Here is a 17,887-nt window from a genome sequence, read left to right on the forward strand (position 1 = left end):
GTAAGGCCGAAATGTTCGCTTAAAAACCGGCCTTACCCACCGACGCTCCGCCATCCACGAACAACGTTTGCCCGGTGATAAACCCGCTCTGCTCCGACAGCAGGAAGGCGATCGCCGAAGCGATTTCGTCCGGTTGGCCGAAGCGGCCCATGGGCACGCCGGAGAGGTAGCGTTTTTCGCCTTCGCTGCCCGGTGGGTTGTTCTGGCGGAACAGTTCGGTTTCGGTCGGGCCGGGGGCGATGGCGTTGACGGTGATGCCCGTCTGGGCCAGTTCCAGTGCCCAAGAGCGGGTGAAGCTGATCAGCGCGGCCTTGGCGGCAGCGTAGGCCGTGCGTTGGGTGATGCCGAGCACCGTCAGGCTGGAGATGTTGACGATGCGGCCCCAACCCTGTTCGCGCATGTTCGGCAGCAGGGCCTGGGTGGCGAGGAGGGCGGAGTGAAGGTTGACGCTCATCACGGCGTCGAAGTCTTCCAGTTCGATTTCACCCAAAGGCTGTGGGCGCACCAGCCCTACGTTGTTGACCAGCCCGTCGAAGCGGTAATGCTGCGCGAGTTCGGTCAGGCCGCAGCGGGTCTGCGCCTTGTCGCTGAGGTCCAGTTCGATCAGCACACCGGGGAAAGTCGGGTCATCGGCGTTACGGGCGATGCCCACCACCTGATGCCCTGAGGCCGCCAGGGATTCGGACAGGGCGCGGCCAATGCCTTTGCTGGCGCCAGTGATGAGGAAGGTGCGGGAGGTCATGGAATCACTCCTTGGGAGTTGGACAATAAATCATGAATGGGGTGGGGACCTCTACGGGAGCGAATTCATTCGCGAATGATCTTCCAGTCGACAGAGCGGCGTCGGCTGTACCTTTTTCGCGAATGAATTCGCTCCCACAGGTCTTGCGTTCGTCGTGCTCTCAACGGTTCAGGCTGCGCGTGATCCCGTCGAGTTTTTCAAAAACATCAGCAGCGCCACCAGCGGAAACGCACTGCCCGCGATCACGATCCAGCCCCAGCCGCCGTGGTCGTAGAGCGCACTGGCGATTACCGACCCTGTGGCGCCGCCGAGGAAAATACTGGTCATGTACAGCGCATTCAGGCGGCTGCGGCTTTTCGCATCGAGGGCGTAAACGGCGCGCTGGCCGACGACCATGTTCATCTGCACGCAGAAATCCAGCACCACGCCGGTCACGGCCATGCCGATGACGGCGTACGCGGGTTGCACCAGGCTGGGCAGAAAGCTCAGGGCGGCGAACAGCATCGCGAACAGACTCGCCTGACGGCTATGCCCGGCGTCCGCCAGCCGACCGGCAAAGGGCGCGGCAATGGCGCCAATCGCCCCGACCAGCGCAAACAGCGCAATCTGGCTTTGCGAGAGGCCGTGGTTGTTGGCCAGCTCCAGCGGTACGGCGGTCCAGAACAGGCTGAACGTCGCAAACATACAGGCCTGATAAAACGCCCGCTGGCGCAGCACCGGCTGCTTGACCAACAGCGTCCACAGCGATTTCAGCAACTGTCCGTAACTGGCGTTATGCGCGGGTTGGTGCTTGGGAATGGTCGTGGCCAGCACAACGCTGATCAGCAGCATCATTACGGCAGCGGTGCCAAACACCGCGCGCCAGCCGAAGTGGTCGGCAATCAGGCTGGACGCCGGACGGGCCAGCAGAATGCCCAACAGCAGGCCACCCATGATGCTGCCGACGACCCGTCCACGGGTTTCTTCGGGGGCGAGATGCGCGGCCAACGGAATCAGAATCTGCACCGCCACCGAGCTGAATCCCACCAGCAGCGAGGCGAGCAGGAACAGATTGGGCGTCTCGGCGAACGCAGCGCTCAACAGGCTCAGAATCGCCACCGCCGTCGTCGCCATCATCAGCTTGCGGTTTTCCAGCAAATCGCCCAGCGGCACCAGGAAAAACAGGCCCACGGCATAGCCAATCTGCGTCAGCGACACAATCAGGCTGGCCAGCGTGCTCGACAGCCCGATGTCCGGGGCAATCAGGCCAATGATCGGTTGAGCGTAATAAATGTTCGCAACGATGGCGCCGCAGCAAAACGCAAACAGCATCGCCAGCCCTTTGGTCATGGTTGCACCGAGGGCAGCGGTCTGGGACGTGGAAGTCATGACGGGTTCTCAAAAGACGTTGCACCGATGCCGGAAACGCTCTGGCACGGGCATGGATGAAGAATGGTGAGCAGGCTAACGCTTTTTCATTGCGTTAAGAAGGTCTGTTGGATTGATATGACCTATGCCTGACAGGAATGGTACGACGCACCCCAGATGTGGTTCCGTCATCCGCCCGAAACTTTTCCCCTCGCGCCCCGGTCATTCCCTTACACACCCCTTGGGAATTAACGCGATGGCTCGGGCAATCTGGAAGGGCGCGATCAGTTTTGGGCTGGTGCACATCCCTGTGGCGCTGGTGTCGGCGACGTCGCAGCAGGGCGTGGATTTCGACTGGCTGGACAAGCGCAGCATGGACCCGGTCGGTTATAAGCGGATCAACAAGGTCACCGGCAAGGAGATGACCAAGGAAAATATCGTCAAGGGCGTGCAGTACGAGAAGGGCCGCTACGTGGTGATCAGCGAGGACGAGATTCGCGCCGCGCACCCCAAGTCGACGCAAACCATCGACATCTTCGGTTTTGTCGACAGCGCGCAGATTCCGCTGCAAAACATCGACACGCCGTACTTCCTTGCACCCGACAAGCGCGGCGAGAAGGTCTACGCTCTCTTACGGCAGACGCTGGTGGACACCGGCAAGGTCGCGCTGGCCCATGTGGTGATCCGTACCAGTCAGCACTTGGCGGCGGTGATGCCGCTGGAGTCGGCGATCATTCTGGTGTTGCTGCGCTGGCCCGCTGAAGTGCGCGGGCTGGACAGTCTGGACCTGCCCAAGGAAGCCACCGACGTGAAGCTCAGCAAGAGCGAGCTGGACATGGCCAAGCGGCTGGTCAAAGACATGAGTACCGACTGGACCCCGGACGCCGAAGAATACCGTGACACGTTCCAGGACCAGATCATGACGCTGGTCGAGACCAAGGCCCGGGAAGGCAAGATTGAAGACGTGGAAACCGACGCCGGGGAGACCGAGCGCAAATCCGCTGATGTCATCGATTTGACTGAATTGCTCAAACGCAGTCTGGGCAGCCGCGGCGGTTCCGCCAAGACCCCAGTGAAAACCAAACCTGCCAGCAAGAGCAAAACCGCAGCCGCTGATGAAGTAGCCCCGGCCAAACGGCGAGCCCCTGCAAGGAAAAAGACGACCAAGGCGTCCTGAGCCCCTCTTTTGAGACGCAGCGCCTTGTGTTGAGAACTGCCCGGCGTATCGAACGTGGGGTGCAGAGGACTGATCGATCATGGCAAAACCCGTGAGTGAGTACACCCGCAAGCGCAATTTCGACATCACTTCCGAGCCCCCCGAAACCTCGGGCCGGGCTCGCAGCAATAAAAGCAAGGCGCTGACGTTCGTCATTCACAAGCACGATGCGCGCAACCTGCATTACGACTTTCGATTGGAACTGGACGGCACGCTCAAGAGTTGGGCCGTGCCAAAAGGCCCGAGTCTGGACCCGAAAAACAAACGCCTGGCGGTGCACGTCGAAGATCACCCGCTGGGCTATGGCAGTTTCGAGGGCAGCATCCCCGAGGGGCAGTATGGCGCCGGAGACGTGATTGTATGGGACCGGGGGGTCTGGCAGCCCCACGGCGACCCTCGCGCCACCTACAAAGCCGGGAAACTCAAATTCACCCTGATCGGCGAGAAGCTGACCGGCGACTGGGCCTTGGTCCGCACCCATTTGCAGGGCAGCGGCGACAAGGAACAGTGGCTGTTGATCAAGGAAAAAGACGAGGCGGTGCGCTCGGCGGACGAATACGACATCGTCGCCGACAAGCCGGAAAGCGTGGTCAGTGGTGCGACGGTGGGCGAGGGCCGAAGCGCTGCCAAAGCCCCGAAACGCAAGGCGGCCTCGGCGCCAGTAGCCGAGAAGAAGCCAGCGGCCTCAAAACCTGCAAGTAAGAAAGCGGCGACGAAGAAATCCAGCGTCCCGGACAAGCTTTCCCCTCAACTCGCCACCTTGATGGACACACCGCCGGCGGGTGATTGGCTGTACGAGATCAAGTTCGACGGCTACCGGATCATGGCCCGGATTCGCGACGGCGAGGTGCGCATGATCACCCGCAATGGCCATGACTGGACCGACCGTCTGCCGTTGCAGGCCAAGGCCATCGCCGATCTGAACCTGGGCGATGGCTGGCTCGACGGCGAAGTGGTGGTGCTCAACGACGCCGGGCTGCCGGATTTTCAGGCATTGCAGAATGCGTTCGAGATCGGCCGCAGCAAGGACATCGTGTACTACCTGTTCGACGTGCCGTTTCTCAACGGCGAAGACATCCGCGAAAAGCCCGTGGAAGAGCGTCGGGCTGCGCTGAAAAAACTGCTCGGTCGGCAAGCCAAGGGGCTGCTGCGTTTTTCCGATGCCTTCTCGGCCAACCATCGCGACATCATCGAGAGCGCGTGTTCGTTGTCCCTTGAAGGCGTGATCGGCAAACGGGCGGGGAGCGTATACCAGTCCCGCCGCAGCCCGGACTGGATCAAACTCAAGTGCAAGTTGCGGCAGGAGTTCGTCATCGTCGGTTTCACCAAGCCTCAGGGCACGCGCAGCGGGTTTGGCGCGTTGCTGTTGGCGGTGAACGAGGAGGGCGCCGGTTTGGTATACGCCGGGCGGGTCGGCACGGGTTTCAATCAGAAAATGCTCGACGACATGTTCGGGCAGATGAAGGCGCTTGAACAGGACGCCTCGCCTTTGGCGAAAAAACTCACCAGCGCCCAGGCCCGAGGGGTGCACTGGATCGAGCCGACGCTGGTGGGTGAGGTGGAGTTTGGCGAATGGACCCGCGAAGGCATCATCCGTCACTCATCCTTTATTGCCTTGCGCAGCGACAAACCGGCTGAGGAAGTGGTCCACGAATACCCGAGGACCCCGAAAGACATCAAAGCGCCGTTCAAGCCCAAGGCCTCTAAATCAGGGGCCTCCAAGACTGAAGAACCGCCCTCCAAGCCTGCCCGCACACGTTCGGGCAAGGACAGGATCGAAGTGGCGGGCGTGCTGATCAGTCACCCGGAGCGGGTGATCGACAAGGAAAGCGGCTTGCACAAGATTGACCTCGCGCACTTCTACGAGTCGATTTCCGATTGGATTCTGCCGCATCTCGACCATCGCCCCGTGGCGCTGCTGCGCTGTCCGGAAGGCGTCGAGGGCGAGCAGTTCTTTCAGAAGCACTCTGAGCGGCTGGCGATTCCCAACATCAAACAGCTCGACCCTGAGCTCGATCCCGGTCATGCGCGGCTGATGGAAATCGACACCGTGCAGGCGCTGGTCGGGGCGGCGCAAATGGGCACTATTGAGCTGCACACCTGGGGTTCGACGTACGACCAGATTGAACTGCCCGATCACTTCGTCCTCGACCTCGACCCGGACACGGATCTGCCATGGCGCAGCATGGTCGAGGCGACGCAATTGACCCTGTCGGTGCTCGACGAACTGGGGCTGGATGCGTACATCAAGACCAGCGGCGGCAAGGGCATGCACATCCTCGTGCCGCTGGCGCGCAAGGCCGATTGGGACACTGTGAAAGCCTTCGCCAAAGCGCTGGCGCAGTTCATCTCGCAGCAGTTGCCGGAACGGTTCACCGCGACGTCCGGCCCGAAGAATCGCATTGGAAAGATTTTCATCGATTACCTGCGCAACACCCGAGGCGCCAGCACCGTCGCGGCCTACTCGGTTCGCGCCCGACCTGGATTGCCGGTCTCAGTGCCCATTGCCCGGGATGAGCTCACCAGCCTCAAATCCTCGGCCCAATGGAACATCGCCAACCTGCAAAAACGCCTGCGCAAGCTCAAGGCCGATCCGTGGGCGGGGTACAAGAATACCCAGCGCATTACCAAGCCGATGTGGAAACGGTTGGGGGTGAAAGCGCCGGGGTGAGGGAGAGCGTGGGGGAGATGCCAAAGATTACGACGGTGCAAGCCGCGATGGGACGGAGCGGTGGACCCCCTATTGATAAGGTGTCTGACACGCCGCAGTCGCTGCCGTCGTGCCTCCGGCGTCTCCCACGAGTGGCTCACAGTGTCTGAACGCTGTGAACGACACAAGCGGCTTGTAGCAGCACGGTTTGCCGACGGAGGCGCCCTCAAGATCGCCAACTCCGGCAAGCCGAACTGCTACAGGCGCGAGTGGACGCACGAGGGTGGCTTCATCCCGATCTCGTGGGAGACGCCGGAGGTACGACGGCAGCGACAGCGGGATGGCAGACAACCGAATCGCAGCTCAGTGACATTTACCCGTTCAGGACTCCCGGGAATCGAGACGTCGCCGCAATTGTCCCGGCGCCATGCCATAGGTGTCCTTGAACACCTTGCTGAATGCCGCTTGTGACTGATACCCCACCTGCGCGGCGATATCGCTCAGGCCACTCTGCGACCGGCTCAACAACCCGTAGGCCATTTGCATGCGCACTTGGGTGAGCAGGGTCCAGGGCGAGCTGCCGCTGAGTTTGCCGAACGCGCGCACGAACGTGGCGCGGGACATGCTGGCCCGTTCTGCGAGGGTGTCGACGGTCCATTCGTGGGCGGGGTCGTCGAGCATGGCTTGCCACGCGCGTCCTAAACGTTTGTCGCCCAGCAACGCCAAGCTGCCTTCGCTTTGCGGCGACTGTTGCAGATGTGCGCGCAGCACCAAAGTGAACAGCGCCGAAGTCAGCGCGTTGACCATGAACTGGCCGCCCGGTCGATTGGCGTCCGCTTCGCTGCGCAGCAATGCGACGAGGGCGGGCAGGGGATCGCAGGCGTCCAGGGCTTGGGTCGAAATCAGCAGATAATCCGGCAGGGCAGAAAACAGCATCGAATGACGCTGATAGAGAAATCGCCCGCAAAGCAGGTCCGGCTCGGCACCGTGACCAAACCGCTGCACCGTCAACAGGCCTCCGGTCTCCAGCTGCGGTCTGGACGCCGGCACACGTGGGCCGGGACTGATCAACAGATGGCTCATGCCATCGGGCAATACGAGGATGTCCCCCGCGACCAGCTTCAAGCGGCGGCCATCGGAGAGTTCGACCTGGCACTGCCCCGCCAGCACGATGTGATAGGGCGCAACGCCGTCCGCTTCCTGTTCGTGGTCCAGCGCCCAGTCGCCTTGAAACTGGCAGCGCAGATCGAGGCGTCCGCGGACGTCGGCCAGAGTGATGAGTGTGTCGATGGCGTGCATATGCGACTTTCTGACAAAGAAATGAGCCAAACGAGCAAGTTACCGATACCCGGTTGGCGGAGACTGTGCGTGTTCCCGGCGCAGTCTAGTCGCCGCTCTCAGGAGATACCACCATGTTCAGCAATTGGCCCGACCTCGTTTCCACCATCAAGCAATCCTTTGGCTCGTTGTCCAAATCCAACCCGAAAATGGTCAAGGCCTACATGGCCCTTGGCGATGCCTCGGCGGAAAACAACGTGCTCGACGCCAAGACCCGCGAATTGATTTCACTCGCCGTGGCCATCACCACCCGCTGCGACGGTTGTCTCGGGGCTCACGCCGAAGCCGCCATTGCCGCCGGTGCGACCCGTGAAGAAGTGGCGGCCGCCGCCGCGACCGCCATCTCGCTGAATGCCGGGGCGGCGTACATCTACTCGATGCATGCGCTTGAAGCGTTTGATGCGTTGAAGAAATGAGGGGGAGCGGTCGTTCTGTGACCCTTTCGCTTGTCGATGAAAGCGTAATCGTTTCGTAGCCGTCCGGCTTGCCGGCGGTGGCGCCATTCAAACCGCCACCGCCGACAAGCCGGACTGCTACTTTCAGATCTGCTCCAACATCCAGTAACCAACGGCGGTCACGAGCATCAGACAACTGCTCAAGATGGGGCCCGCTGTCCAGATACGCAGGCTCAACGGCACACCATTAACGATGTCGCGCTGCACCAAGCCTCGCCTTTCAAGCAAACCTTGCATTGTGAAGACCAGCGCTATAGCGCTCAGCCTGTTCAATCGTGCAACGGGGCCGTTACCTTTCCAGACTGACTTCGTGCTCGAAACCATAAGGCTATCCGCCAAATGCCGCTCGGCAAGCGGGAGCTTCCAATAGGCCGAGTACATCAGAAACGCCAAATTGAGCAGTGTCAGTGCGCTAATAGAAACGGCGATCCAAGCAGAATTGTCGGGGGTCATCGTTCGATGTGCTCAAACAGTTTTTCCCCAGCCTGTTCGCCGAAGTATGACCCTGCCTGGCCACCTGCGTATGCCCCTACAGAACCTCCTATTACGGCACATGCCAATGTCCCCATGCCTCCGGTTGGTATTCCTATCGCAATGCAAAAAGCCCCTGCCAAGTAGAGCCCAGCCGTAGCGCCCACTGTCGCTAGCCCAATACCTACTGCCGCTTTTCCGCCCTCCACGTACTTAGCCCTGCTGCATTCCTCTTCCCGCCCAGCCGAACAAGCCTCTTTGATTTCCAACGCCCCTGCGCCGACATCCAGCGCTATACCAACGTAAGCTCCCTTGCTCATCGCCCCCGCCATTTTGGAAACGCCTCTGACATTCTTTGCATAGTCTGCGATCTCGCCAGTATGCAAATAGCTCTTGCTTAAAATCCCAAGAATGCGCTTCATCTTTCCTTGGTTATTCAGCCCAGTCCCGAATCGCCCGATGCCTTTCAAGTGGGTCTCCATCCGGGCGAACAACGTCCGGCGTTGCGCGAAAAACGGATCATTGCTCAGTGCCCCGGATCTCCACCGCTGATGCAGGGCTTCGATTTCCTTGAGCGTGCTCTCAACTCCCCTGAGGTGCTTGTTCCACGCCCCGGTGCTGGCGCCGATCCCGATCGAGCCATAGGACATGATGCTTTGGAGCATGTCGAAGTTCTGGACCATGACGCCTCTTTCGGTGCCCGAGGTGCCGATCATGGACATGCGCACGTCCTGCGCCAGTTGCATCAGTTGCGTCTCTTCAGGCGTACACAGGTGTGCAGGGCCGTCGCCCACGATCACGACTTCGCCGGGCATGACGACGATGTTGTTTAGGTACGGATTGAGTTGATCGAACTTCGGGCGAGCGCCGAGGGGGATGGCGAGCAGGTGATCGCGCAGGTAGTGGTAGGACTGGGGCCGTTCGTTCACGAACGCGTAAGGTTTCGACACGGGAGCAGCCTCCTGTTTCAGCGAAATGAGGAGGCGACAATAAAGACGCGATTCGGCAAGTGTCATCAACCCACCCGCCAAAAACGGCCTGACTACAGGATTTTCGGAAAGCCCCTACACGGGGCTGTCCTTCGGGCTTTCTTCAGGGCTGTCCCGCCAACGCATTGATGTCCCGCGCTTCCAGCACCGGCTTTTCGGCCCCTCGACGCACGCTGTTGAGCATGGCCTGACCCAGGGTTTCGCTGGTCAGCACGACGTTCGGCCATAGTCTGCGCATCAGGGTGAGCAACGGGGCCATGACGACGGCGTACATCTACTCGATGCACGCGCTTGAGGCGTTTGATGCGTTGAAGAAGTAAGAGGGGGCAATGCTGACGGTGGCGTCGATCGGATAGCCACCGTCGGCAAGGCGTGGTGCTACAGGGAGAGGTCTATATCGCCGGCAAGCACCAGCAGTACGAATAGCACCAGCATCAGAATTGATCCATTCACGAGAGGAATCGTTGCCCAGCGCCTAAGGGATTTAGGCATGCGCCTTACATCTTCTGGATCAACCAATCCACGCTTTGCATAGAGTTTGACGAATATGACTACGGCGGAGGCCATGGCCACCCGGTACTGAAGCCCCACCAAGCCTGCGTTTTTCCCCCGACGTTTAGCGTCCCTACAGAACTTGCTGTTCTCCAGCGCCTGTTCTATCTGTTCAAGCCTGAATAGCGCCACCCATAACAGCGCTAACCCGTGAATGAAGAAGACGAGAGAGGTGAACGCAATGGCTAGATCGAGCGCGCGGTCAACGGTCATGGGTGGTTTCATACAAAACGGTGGTGATCTTTCCTCCACCCATGGAGCCCAGCGTTCCTCCACCCCATGCCAACATCACACCCCCCACCAGGGCGCAGGCCACTGGAATCGTTCCGGCCGAAGGGGCCCCAAGCCCGATGCAGATCGAAGCCGCGCCTGACGCTCCGGCACTTCCTCCAATCAATGATCCGATGATGCCTACACCTGCTTTCCCAGTCTCCACATACTTGGCCCTGCTGCATTCCTCTTCCCGCCCAGTCGAACAAGCCTCGTTGATCTCCAACGCCCCCGCGCCAACATCCAGTGCAATACCGACGTAGGTCCCTTTGCTCATCGCACTGGCCGCCTTGGAAACGCCTCTGACATTCTTCGCATACTCTGCAATCTCGCCAGTGTGCAGATAGCTCTTGCTCGAAATCCCAAGAATGCGCTTCATCTTCCCCTGGTTATTCAGCCCGGTCCCGAACCGCCCGATGCCTTTCAAGTGGGTCTCCATCCGGGCGAACAACGTACGGCGTTGAGTAAAGAACTGGTCATTGGTCAATGCCCCGGATCTCCACCGCTGATGCAGGGCTTCGATTTCCTTGAGCGTGCTCTCAACTTCCCTGAGGTGCTTGTTCCACGCCCCGGTGCTGGCGCCGATCCCGATCGAGCCATAGGACATGATGCTTTGGAGCATGTCGAAGTTCTGGACCATGACGCCCCGTTCGGTGCCCGAGGTGCCGATCATGGACATGCGCACGTCCTGCGCCAGTTGCATCAGTTGCGTCTCTTCAGGGGTACACATGTGTGCAGGGCCGTCGCCCACGATCACGACCTCTCCGGGCATGACGACGATGTTGTTAAGGTACGGATTGAGTTGATCAAACTTCGGGCGAGCGCCGAGGGGGATGGCGAGCAGGTGATCGCGCAGGTAGTGGTAGGACTGGGGGCGTTCGTTCACGAACGCGTAGGGTCTCGACACGGGAGTAGCCTCCTGTTTCAGCGAAATGAGGAGGCGACAATAAAGACGCGATTCGGCACGTGTCATCAGCCCACCCGCCAAAAACGGCCTGACTACAGGATTTTCGGAAAGCCCCTACACGGGGCTGTCCTTGATGATTCCTTCAGGACTCCACCGGACACTCGCGCAGTACGCGTTGGCCCACCCTGCCAGTGGCGCCGAACATCAAGACGTTCATGGCAGTGCCCTTAGTGTTGTGGCAACGGCGGCACGGGACCGCTGGCGTCGACGTCTACCGACGTGCTGATGGATTTCCAGCGCTCAGCGGTGTCGGCGCGGTCGGCTTCAACGGGCGTCAGGTATTTGAGCGCGTCGCTGCCCAGCAACAGTCGAAGCGGCGGTTGCGGATGTGCCGCCACCTTGAGCACGACCTGCGCGACGCGGTCCGGATCGGCGTTTTCGTTGCCCGCGATTTTGCGCAACACGCCGAACATCATGCCGACGCTGGCCTCGTAGGCGGGCATCACTGGCGTGTCATGACCTCGTGCACGCACCGCCCAGTGGGTGCGCATGCCGCCCGGCTCCAGCGTGGTGACGTGAATCCCCAGCGGTTTGACTTCGGTCGCCAGAACGTCGGAGAAACCGCCAACGGCCCATTTCGCGGATTGGTACGCGGTCATGCCCGGTGTCGCCAGACGGCCGCCCACCGACGAGATTTGAATGATGCGTCCCGCGCCTTGTTCACGCATCACCGGGACCGCAGCGCGGCAGAGGTTCACCACGCCGAAGAAGTTGGTCTCGAATTCGGTGCGGAAGGCGGCCTCTTCGGTTTGTTCGAAGGGCAGCATGTGGCCGAAACCGGCGTTGTTGACCAGCACGTCCAAACGCCCGAATTTATCCACCGCAGCCTGCACGGCGGCCTTCGCAGCAGCAGAGTCAGTGACATCCAGCTCAAAGGGCAGGATCTGCGACGGATAACGCTCCACCAGATCATCGAGGCGTTGAATGTTGCGGGCGGCGGCAAGCAGCCGGTCGCCGGAGGCCAGGACGGCTTCTGCAATGTTGCGACCCAGACCGGCGGCGCTTCCGGTAATCAACCAGACGTTGGACATGGTGTCTCTCCTGTAGCGGGTAAGATTGTGAGTAAGTAATCACTCATTTATCAGCAAAAAAAATCAGTCTCTTGCAATTGCATTCCAGAACGCCACAAAACCTGCTTCGCAGTAACGCTCGGCGTGCTCGGGCTCATTGCTCATGAAATCCATGGTGGTGTCGGCCAGCGACCGCATGATCGCCGCGGCGAAAGCCGGAGGTTGGTCGCGAAAGGCGTTGCACGACGAGCCTTCGTGGAGCAGGGCGCTGATGTCGTTGAAGGCCTCGCTGCCTGCGACGCGGGTGGTGTCGGTGATGCGATCAGACATCATCAGCAACGCCATGGCCTTGCGTTTTTCAGCGTTTGCCGCGCCCCAGCCAACGTAGGTGTGCCAGGCGTGGTGCAGGCGGGATTTGACGTCCTTGTCCTTGGGATAACCGGGGATCATCGCGTCGCGCAGTTGGGCTTTGAGTTCCAGATAGACCTGGTTGAGCAGGTCGTCCTTGGTCTCGAAATAATTGAACAGCGTCCCCTCGGCCACCCCCGCGCCTTTGGCGATTTTTGACGTCGGCGCCCCCAGTCCCTGCTCGGCGAACACCCGCAGGGCAGAATCGATCAGGGCGTTGCGCTTGTCTTCGCTTTTCGGGCGGGCCATGGAAACATCATGTAATGAGTGAGTAGGCGCTCATTTATACGTGCAGACATGTTTCTCTGCAAGTGGCATCTGACTGCCCTGACGGATGGCACAGCTCCTATCGATTGCGCACGACCTGTGGGAGCGAATTCATTCGCGAAAAAGATCAGGCGGCGGGGACGTGTCGGATATACCCCGGTTGCTCTGTGGGCACATCGGTCACCGCGCAAACGCATGCCCATCGCCCACTTCCGCCGGGTAGAACTCGCCTTGAAGCCCCAGATCCTGCAGCCGCTGGCGCACGTCGTTTTCGACCTCAAGCACTTCTTCGGGATTGTCGATGTCGTCGACCACCAGCCAGACACCGTGCATGTTCTGGTCGTGGCAGCCTTCGCTCATCATGTCGTGGGTGAAGGCCAGTTCGGAACGCCAGAGGCATAGTTCGTCTTCTTTATGCCCGCTTTCCGCCAGCGCCTGCGCTGATGTCAGCCAGACTTCCTTGTAGGGCCGCAGGTCTGCTTCAACGACTTCTTGCAGAGTGATCACTGTCTTCATGTCGGGGCTCCAGGGTCAGTGCTTATTGTGTGACGCGCAACGGACGGGCTGCGTTCCCCCGAACCTGTCCCGCCAGACGAAATGGCCATTGAACCGACGCCGACCTTGCCGGTCGATCAATCAATGTCCGATCGAGGGGCTGGCCATGACTCATTCAACGCTGTTCACCCGCAGGCGCTTGCTGACCCTCGCGGCAGGGGTTTCAGCGGCGCTGGTGTTCGACTCGGCCGCCGCTGGCGCCGCTTCATCCTCACAGGCGACAACGCCTGGCACTCAAGGAGGTCGCAAGATGCTCACCCGAAACATTCCTTCCAGTGGCGAAGCCCTGCCGATGATCGGCGTCGGCACGTATCGCGGCTTCGACGTTGCGCCAGGGAGTAATGAATACAAGGCACTGCCCCACGTCCTTGATGAGCTGTTCATGGCCGGGGGCACGGTGATCGACAGTTCCCCCATGTACGGCCGGGCCGAGCAAACCACGGGCGAACTGCTGTCGATTCATCAGCCGCGTTCCCCGGCGTTTCTCGCCACCAAGGTGTGGACCCGTGGGAAGCGGGAGGGCATCGCGCAGATGGAGGATTCCTTTCGCCTGTTGCAGACCGACCGTATCGACCTGATGCAAATCCACAACCTGCTGGACTGGAAAACCCACCTGCCGACCTTGCGTGAGTGGAAAGAGCAAGGCCGCATTCGCTACATCGGCATCACCCACTACACCTCGTCGGCCTATGACGAAGTGGAAGCGGTGCTCAAGGCTGAGCAGCTGGATTTTCTGCAGATCAATTACGCGCTGGACGACCGGGCGGTGGAGGCGCGGCTGTTGCCCTTGTGTCGCGAGCGTGGAGTGGCGGTCATCTGCAATCGACCGTTTGGCGGGGGTGGGTTGCTCGGGCGTCTGAAAGACAAGCCGCTGCCCGGCTGGGCGGGGGAAGTGCAGGCGACCAGTTGGGCGCAACTGGCGCTGAAGTTTCTGATCTCCCACCCCGCCGTCACCTGCGCCATTCCGGGGACGGGCAATCCCAAGTACATGAAGGACAACGCGGGCGCGGCGATGGGGCCGTTGTTGACCGATGCGCAGCGGCAGCAGTTGATTGCGCTGGTGGGGTGAAAATCCCTCTGAGCTTCAGGCGGTTACGACAGGGTAGGGCGCGCTGGGCGAAAGCGTCGGTTCACAAACCGATGCTGCACTTGAAAAACGCCTTCGCTGCCGTCGTAACCTCCGGCGTCTCCCACAGGTTGGATCGACGTCTCACTTGGTGTGGAGTTTTGGAGGTTACGACGACAGTGAGTGCCTTAATGCTTCACCGGCGCAGGCAGCGTCACCAGGTTCACGTATTCATCCCAGAACTTCGGCTGGTCCACGGCGTACACCACCTTGGCCTTTTGCGTTCCCGCAGGCGCGCCTTTTTTGTAGCCCAACGAGCGGCCATAGTCGGGGCCAAAATGGGTGTCGATGTCGATCCACTCATCTTTCGACTCGGTCACCAGGTCCGGGTGCACCAGATACAGCGCGGGCAGGCTGTCCCACGTGAAGCTGTTGTAGTTCGGGTCCTTGGTGAACTCAGGGCCAAGCACGGTTTTGTACAGGTCCGGGATCACACCGCTTTTACTGACGATGCGCTGGTACACCGACGCATTGAAGGTGACCTTTTCGCACACGTCGTTCGGAAAGATCACGTGTTCAATGGGTGAGCGCAGGACGATCTTCGCGGCCTCCGGATCGAACCACCAGTTGAACTCCGCCGCAGGCGTTGTATTGCCAGGGATTTCGAAGGCGCCGCCCATGTACACGATGCGTTTGATCAGCGGCACGATCTCCGGCGCGCTGCGAATCGCCAGGGCGATGTTCGTCAGTGGGCCGACGGCGAGAATCGTCACTTCATGGGGGTTCTTCTTCACACTGTCGACGATGAACTGGGCTGCGGATTCTTGGCGCAGTTTTGTGTGGGTCGCCAGACCGTCCGGCGGCGCGATCAATTCTGAGGCCGAGATCGGGCGAGGGTGTTTGAACGCCCCCGGCCAGCCTGCGCCGAACAGGGCCTTTTCCTGTTCATAGGTGGCGAAGTCGTGAAGCAGCGGGTAGGCCGCGCCTGAGTACACGCCGATCTCCTTTTCCACCCCCATGCGCTCGACGGCCTTGAGGGCATCGACCTGTTCCTGATCGACCCAGGCGTTGCCGCTGACCAGCGTCATGCCCAGCAGGTCGATACGCTTCTGCGCGTGCAGCTGCGCCAGCATGATGAAGGCCTGACCGTCGTCGTTGAGCACGTTGAAATCGGTATCGAAGATGACTTTTTCGGCGGCTTGCAGCGAGGTCGCGGAGAGCCCCAGAGTCAGGGCCAGGGCACAGCGTTTGAGGAATGCCTGCATCATGTTTTCCTTTTGAATACGACATGGCTGACGAGCGCTGACCTTGTGGGAGCGAATTTATTCGCGAGGCGGTCGATCAAACGCTCCATCTCTTTCGTCTGATCAATCGCTATCCCGAATGAGTTCGGTCCCACAGGTGGAATGGGGCGCCGCTTTCTATCGATTCACCAACTTCGCTGGCAATGCCACCACCAATAAGCTGCTGAGAATCAGGCACCCGGCAAAGAACCACAACGCCCCCGCGCTGCTGCCGGTGACGTCGATGGCGATGCCCATCATCGAGTTGCTCACCAGTCCCGCGATGTTCGCCAGCGAGCAGGCCAGCGCAAAGCCTGTCGCGGCAGCGCGGCCTTTGAGGAAGGTCGCGGGCAGGCTGAAGAACACCGGCACCGCGCCGATGATCGCTGCCGAGGCAATCGCGAACAGCACCACCGTCGCAACGACGTTATGGGTAAAGAACGGGCTGGCGGCCATGGCCACGGCGCCGATCCAGAACGGCACGATGATGTGCCAGCGACGCTCACGGCGGCGGTCGGAACTGGCACCGATCATCAGCATGCCGATCAGCGCCGCAACGCTGGGCAGTGCCGTCAACACGCCGATGTGAAAGGTGTCGGTGACCCCGGCGTTCTTGATGAAGGTCGGCATCCAGAAACCCATGGCGTACGCGCTGAGGAGGATCGAGAAGTCGATACCGCCGAGCATCCACACTTTCAGGTTGAAGAAGCCGTCACGGAAGCTGTGCTTGCTGTCCTTGCCCTCGGCATCGTCCAGACGCAGTTCGCCTTCGAGCAATGCCTGCTCAGTGGTGTTCAGCCATTTGGCGTCTTTCGGGCCGTTCGGCAAGGCCCAGAAGGTCAGCACGCCGAGCAACATGCTCGGGATGCCTTCGATCAGGAACAGCCACTGCCAGCCGCGCAGCCCGGCAGACTGATCAAAATGCCCCATGATCCAGCCCGACAGCGGGCCGCCGATGACGCTGGACAGCGGCAGGCCGATCATGAACAGCGCAATGATGCGGCCGCGACGGTAGGTCGGGAACCACGTGGTCAGGTAGAACAGCACCCCTGGCAAAAAGCCGGCCTCGGCGGCACCGAGGAAGAAACGCAGGACATAAAACTGCATCGGGGTGCTGACGAACAGGGTGCACACCGACAGCGCGCCCCAGGTGATCATGATCCGGGCGATCCAGATCTTCGCCCCGACTTTCTCCAGCACCAGATTGCTCGGCACTTCAAAGAGGATATAGCCGACGAAAAACAGCCCGGCGCCGAGGCCGAACGCAGTTTCGCTGAAGTGCAGTTGGTCAAGCATCTGCAATTTGGCAAAGCCAATGTTGATGCGGTCCAGGTAGGCAGCCAGGTAGCAGAAACACAGGAACGGAATGAGCTTCCAGGTGATCTTGTGGTACAGCGCTTTGATCGGGTCCGCAGCGTCTGTCGCGGCGGTTTCTACATTCGCAGAGGGCATGGGTGTCTCCTGGCGTCGTTAGTTGCGAGCGGCAAGGGGCAAGCTGCAAGCTTCAAGCTTCAAGCTGCAAGAGAAGAGCAAGGTTGCGTCGCGCTTAAGCTCTAGCTTCTAGCTTCTAGCTTCTAGCTTCTAGCTTCTAGCTTCTAGCTTCTAGCTTGTAGCTCATAGCTCCCGGCGTGTAGCTCGAAACTGCTCCATCGCCGCGTGTTTGCTGACGACGTCGCCGTACTTGCTGTCGATGTCGAACAGGTTGGCTTCGTGGGGATCGGGATGGCGGTCGCCGACGCATTCGCGCACGACGATGGTCCTGAACCCGTGCTGCACGGCGTCCACGGCGGTGGCGCGGATGCAGCCGCTGGTGGAGCAACCGGCCAGCACCACGGTGTCGATGCCTTGAGCGTGCAGCATCGATGCCAGCGAGGTGCCGAAAAACGAGCTGGCGTATTGCTTGCTGATCACCACTTCCTCGGGCAACGGCAGGACCTCTTGGCAGAAGGCCGCGAGGGGGTTGCCCTCGACCATGTCTTTCATCACCGGCGCTTTTTTCACCCACATGCCGCCGTCGGCGAAATGCGTCGGGTGGTAGCGGATGTTGGTGTGCACCACCGGGATGCCGTGCTGCCGCGCACTGGCCAGCAGCTCTACGCTCTCGGCCACGGCGCTGACCACGCCGGGCGCAAACAGCGGTGCGCCGGGCTGGGTGTAGCCCTGCATGAAGTCGATCATCAGCAAGGCGGGTTTCTGCCCGAAGCCGATGCGATTGCCCCAGACGCCCTGGTAGTTGGCGTCGGCGCTTTGGTGTTCAGTCATTATGTTCTCCTTGGGAAGCACGGCTTCGAAAAGTGGCAT

At 60.5% G+C, this 17,887-nt stretch carries 18 protein-coding genes; 4 read left to right on the forward strand and 14 right to left on the reverse strand.

The window, feature by feature from the left end; genetic code table 11:
• Window positions 1-19: 19 nt before the first annotated feature.
• Both AAEO81_RS11085 and AAEO81_RS11090 read right to left on the reverse strand, forming a co-directional pair.
• Window positions 20-742, reverse strand: a complete 723-nt coding sequence (locus AAEO81_RS11085) for an SDR family oxidoreductase (protein WP_341963643.1) — start codon at window positions 740-742, stop codon at window positions 20-22.
• A 168-nt stretch (window positions 743-910) separates the two neighbouring features.
• Entirely contained in the window at window positions 911-2,110 is a 1,200-nt protein-coding gene (locus AAEO81_RS11090; protein ID WP_341963645.1) for an MFS transporter, read from the reverse strand.
• Window positions 2,111-2,345: 235 nt separating this feature from the next.
• Between AAEO81_RS11090 and AAEO81_RS11095 the strand changes: the two genes are divergently transcribed.
• A complete protein-coding gene (locus AAEO81_RS11095) occupies window positions 2,346-3,266 on the forward strand; it encodes a Ku protein (RefSeq protein ID WP_341963647.1) in 921 nt (306 codons plus the stop codon).
• A 79-nt stretch (window positions 3,267-3,345) separates the two neighbouring features.
• The gene (gene ligD / locus AAEO81_RS11100) at window positions 3,346-5,976 is read left to right on the forward strand and encodes a DNA ligase D (protein WP_341963648.1); all 2,631 of its coding nucleotides are present in this window, start codon (window positions 3,346-3,348) and stop codon (window positions 5,974-5,976) included.
• A gap of 360 nt (window positions 5,977-6,336) precedes the next feature.
• Here ligD and AAEO81_RS11105 read toward each other — a convergent pair whose 3' ends face one another.
• Window positions 6,337-7,254 carry an AraC family transcriptional regulator gene (locus tag AAEO81_RS11105; RefSeq protein ID WP_341963650.1) on the reverse strand — a complete coding sequence of 306 codons (918 nt, stop codon included), beginning with the start codon at window positions 7,252-7,254 and terminating at the stop codon, window positions 6,337-6,339.
• Between the two features lie 113 nt (window positions 7,255-7,367).
• Here AAEO81_RS11105 and AAEO81_RS11110 point away from each other — a divergent pair, with 113 nt between their 5' ends.
• Entirely contained in the window at window positions 7,368-7,709 is a 342-nt protein-coding gene (locus AAEO81_RS11110) for a carboxymuconolactone decarboxylase family protein (protein ID WP_166594903.1), read from the forward strand.
• 123 nt (window positions 7,710-7,832) lie between these two features.
• On the opposite strand, the gene AAEO81_RS11115 is transcribed toward AAEO81_RS11110, so the two are convergent.
• The 8 genes from AAEO81_RS11115 to AAEO81_RS11150 form a co-directional block, all read right to left on the reverse strand.
• A complete protein-coding gene (locus AAEO81_RS11115; protein ID WP_341963653.1) occupies window positions 7,833-8,201 on the reverse strand; it encodes a hypothetical protein in 369 nt (122 codons plus the stop codon).
• Window positions 8,198-9,235 (reverse strand): hypothetical protein, encoded by a 1,038-nt coding sequence (locus AAEO81_RS11120; protein WP_341963655.1) that lies wholly within the window; start codon window positions 9,233-9,235, stop codon window positions 8,198-8,200. Before AAEO81_RS11120 ends, AAEO81_RS11115 begins: the two co-directional genes overlap by 4 nt.
• A gap of 76 nt (window positions 9,236-9,311) precedes the next feature.
• Window positions 9,312-9,482 carry a hypothetical protein gene (locus AAEO81_RS11125; protein WP_341963657.1) on the reverse strand — a complete coding sequence of 57 codons (171 nt, stop codon included), beginning with the start codon at window positions 9,480-9,482 and terminating at the stop codon, window positions 9,312-9,314.
• A 104-nt stretch (window positions 9,483-9,586) separates the two neighbouring features.
• A complete protein-coding gene (locus tag AAEO81_RS11130) occupies window positions 9,587-9,973 on the reverse strand; it encodes a hypothetical protein (RefSeq protein WP_341963659.1) in 387 nt (128 codons plus the stop codon).
• The gene (locus tag AAEO81_RS11135; protein WP_341963661.1) at window positions 9,963-10,937 is read right to left on the reverse strand and encodes a hypothetical protein; all 975 of its coding nucleotides are present in this window, start codon (window positions 10,935-10,937) and stop codon (window positions 9,963-9,965) included. The genes AAEO81_RS11130 and AAEO81_RS11135 overlap by 11 nt, the downstream gene beginning before the upstream one ends.
• A gap of 227 nt (window positions 10,938-11,164) precedes the next feature.
• On the reverse strand, window positions 11,165-12,028 hold the full coding sequence (locus AAEO81_RS11140; RefSeq protein ID WP_341963663.1) for an SDR family NAD(P)-dependent oxidoreductase: 864 nt from the start codon (window positions 12,026-12,028) through the stop codon (window positions 11,165-11,167).
• Between the two features lie 63 nt (window positions 12,029-12,091).
• On the reverse strand, window positions 12,092-12,664 hold the full coding sequence (locus AAEO81_RS11145) for a TetR/AcrR family transcriptional regulator (protein WP_341963665.1): 573 nt from the start codon (window positions 12,662-12,664) through the stop codon (window positions 12,092-12,094).
• 198 nt (window positions 12,665-12,862) lie between these two features.
• Window positions 12,863-13,198 carry a hypothetical protein gene (locus AAEO81_RS11150; protein ID WP_341963667.1) on the reverse strand — a complete coding sequence of 112 codons (336 nt, stop codon included), beginning with the start codon at window positions 13,196-13,198 and terminating at the stop codon, window positions 12,863-12,865.
• 145 nt (window positions 13,199-13,343) lie between these two features.
• On the opposite strand from AAEO81_RS11150, the gene AAEO81_RS11155 reads away from it, so the two are divergent.
• Entirely contained in the window at window positions 13,344-14,306 is a 963-nt protein-coding gene (locus AAEO81_RS11155) for an aldo/keto reductase (RefSeq protein ID WP_341963670.1), read from the forward strand.
• Window positions 14,307-14,491: 185 nt separating this feature from the next.
• Here the strand turns inward: AAEO81_RS11155 and AAEO81_RS11160 are convergent, their stop codons facing one another.
• From AAEO81_RS11160 to AAEO81_RS11170, 3 genes are all read right to left on the reverse strand, one after another.
• Window positions 14,492-15,568, reverse strand: coding sequence for a nucleoside hydrolase (locus AAEO81_RS11160; RefSeq protein ID WP_341964519.1), 1,077 nt, complete (start codon window positions 15,566-15,568; stop codon window positions 14,492-14,494).
• Between the two features lie 156 nt (window positions 15,569-15,724).
• Complete coding sequence (locus AAEO81_RS11165) at window positions 15,725-17,038, reverse strand: MFS transporter (protein WP_166594910.1); 1,314 nt, start codon at window positions 17,036-17,038, stop codon at window positions 15,725-15,727.
• Between the two features lie 162 nt (window positions 17,039-17,200).
• The gene (locus AAEO81_RS11170; protein WP_341963672.1) at window positions 17,201-17,848 is read right to left on the reverse strand and encodes an N-carbamoylsarcosine amidohydrolase; all 648 of its coding nucleotides are present in this window, start codon (window positions 17,846-17,848) and stop codon (window positions 17,201-17,203) included.
• Window positions 17,849-17,887 lie beyond the last annotated feature (39 nt).

It is taken from the genome of Pseudomonas sp. RC10 (genome assembly GCF_038397775.1).
GTDB lineage: Bacteria > Pseudomonadota > Gammaproteobacteria > Pseudomonadales > Pseudomonadaceae > Aquipseudomonas > Aquipseudomonas bambusae.

Excerpts from the sequence above, each read along its gene's own strand:
- AAEO81_RS11125 (WP_341963657.1), bottom strand. The coding sequence starts at position 9,482 with ATGTACGCCGTCGTCATGGCCCCGTTGCTCACCCTGATGCGCAGACTA.
- ligD (WP_341963648.1), top strand. The coding sequence starts at position 3,346 with ATGGCAAAACCCGTGAGTGAGTACACCCGCAAGCGCAATTTCGACATC.
- AAEO81_RS11130 (WP_341963659.1), bottom strand. The coding sequence starts at position 9,973 with ATGACCGTTGACCGCGCGCTCGATCTAGCCATTGCGTTCACCTCTCTC.
- AAEO81_RS11105 (WP_341963650.1), bottom strand. The coding sequence starts at position 7,254 with ATGCACGCCATCGACACACTCATCACTCTGGCCGACGTCCGCGGACGC.
- AAEO81_RS11085 (WP_341963643.1), bottom strand. The coding sequence starts at position 742 with ATGACCTCCCGCACCTTCCTCATCACTGGCGCCAGCAAAGGCATTGGC.
- AAEO81_RS11120 (WP_341963655.1), bottom strand. The coding sequence starts at position 9,235 with ATGACACTTGCCGAATCGCGTCTTTATTGTCGCCTCCTCATTTCGCTG.
- AAEO81_RS11165 (WP_166594910.1), bottom strand. The coding sequence starts at position 17,038 with ATGCCCTCTGCGAATGTAGAAACCGCCGCGACAGACGCTGCGGACCCG.
- AAEO81_RS11110 (WP_166594903.1), top strand. The coding sequence starts at position 7,368 with ATGTTCAGCAATTGGCCCGACCTCGTTTCCACCATCAAGCAATCCTTT.
- AAEO81_RS11090 (WP_341963645.1), bottom strand. The coding sequence starts at position 2,110 with ATGACTTCCACGTCCCAGACCGCTGCCCTCGGTGCAACCATGACCAAA.
- AAEO81_RS11150 (WP_341963667.1), bottom strand. The coding sequence starts at position 13,198 with ATGAAGACAGTGATCACTCTGCAAGAAGTCGTTGAAGCAGACCTGCGG.
- AAEO81_RS11115 (WP_341963653.1), bottom strand. The coding sequence starts at position 8,201 with ATGACCCCCGACAATTCTGCTTGGATCGCCGTTTCTATTAGCGCACTG.
- AAEO81_RS11095 (WP_341963647.1), top strand. The coding sequence starts at position 2,346 with ATGGCTCGGGCAATCTGGAAGGGCGCGATCAGTTTTGGGCTGGTGCAC.
- AAEO81_RS11140 (WP_341963663.1), bottom strand. The coding sequence starts at position 12,028 with ATGTCCAACGTCTGGTTGATTACCGGAAGCGCCGCCGGTCTGGGTCGC.
- AAEO81_RS11160 (WP_341964519.1), bottom strand. The coding sequence starts at position 15,568 with ATGCAGGCATTCCTCAAACGCTGTGCCCTGGCCCTGACTCTGGGGCTC.
- AAEO81_RS11155 (WP_341963670.1), top strand. The coding sequence starts at position 13,344 with ATGACTCATTCAACGCTGTTCACCCGCAGGCGCTTGCTGACCCTCGCG.
- AAEO81_RS11145 (WP_341963665.1), bottom strand. The coding sequence starts at position 12,664 with ATGGCCCGCCCGAAAAGCGAAGACAAGCGCAACGCCCTGATCGATTCT.
- AAEO81_RS11170 (WP_341963672.1), bottom strand. The coding sequence starts at position 17,848 with ATGACTGAACACCAAAGCGCCGACGCCAACTACCAGGGCGTCTGGGGC.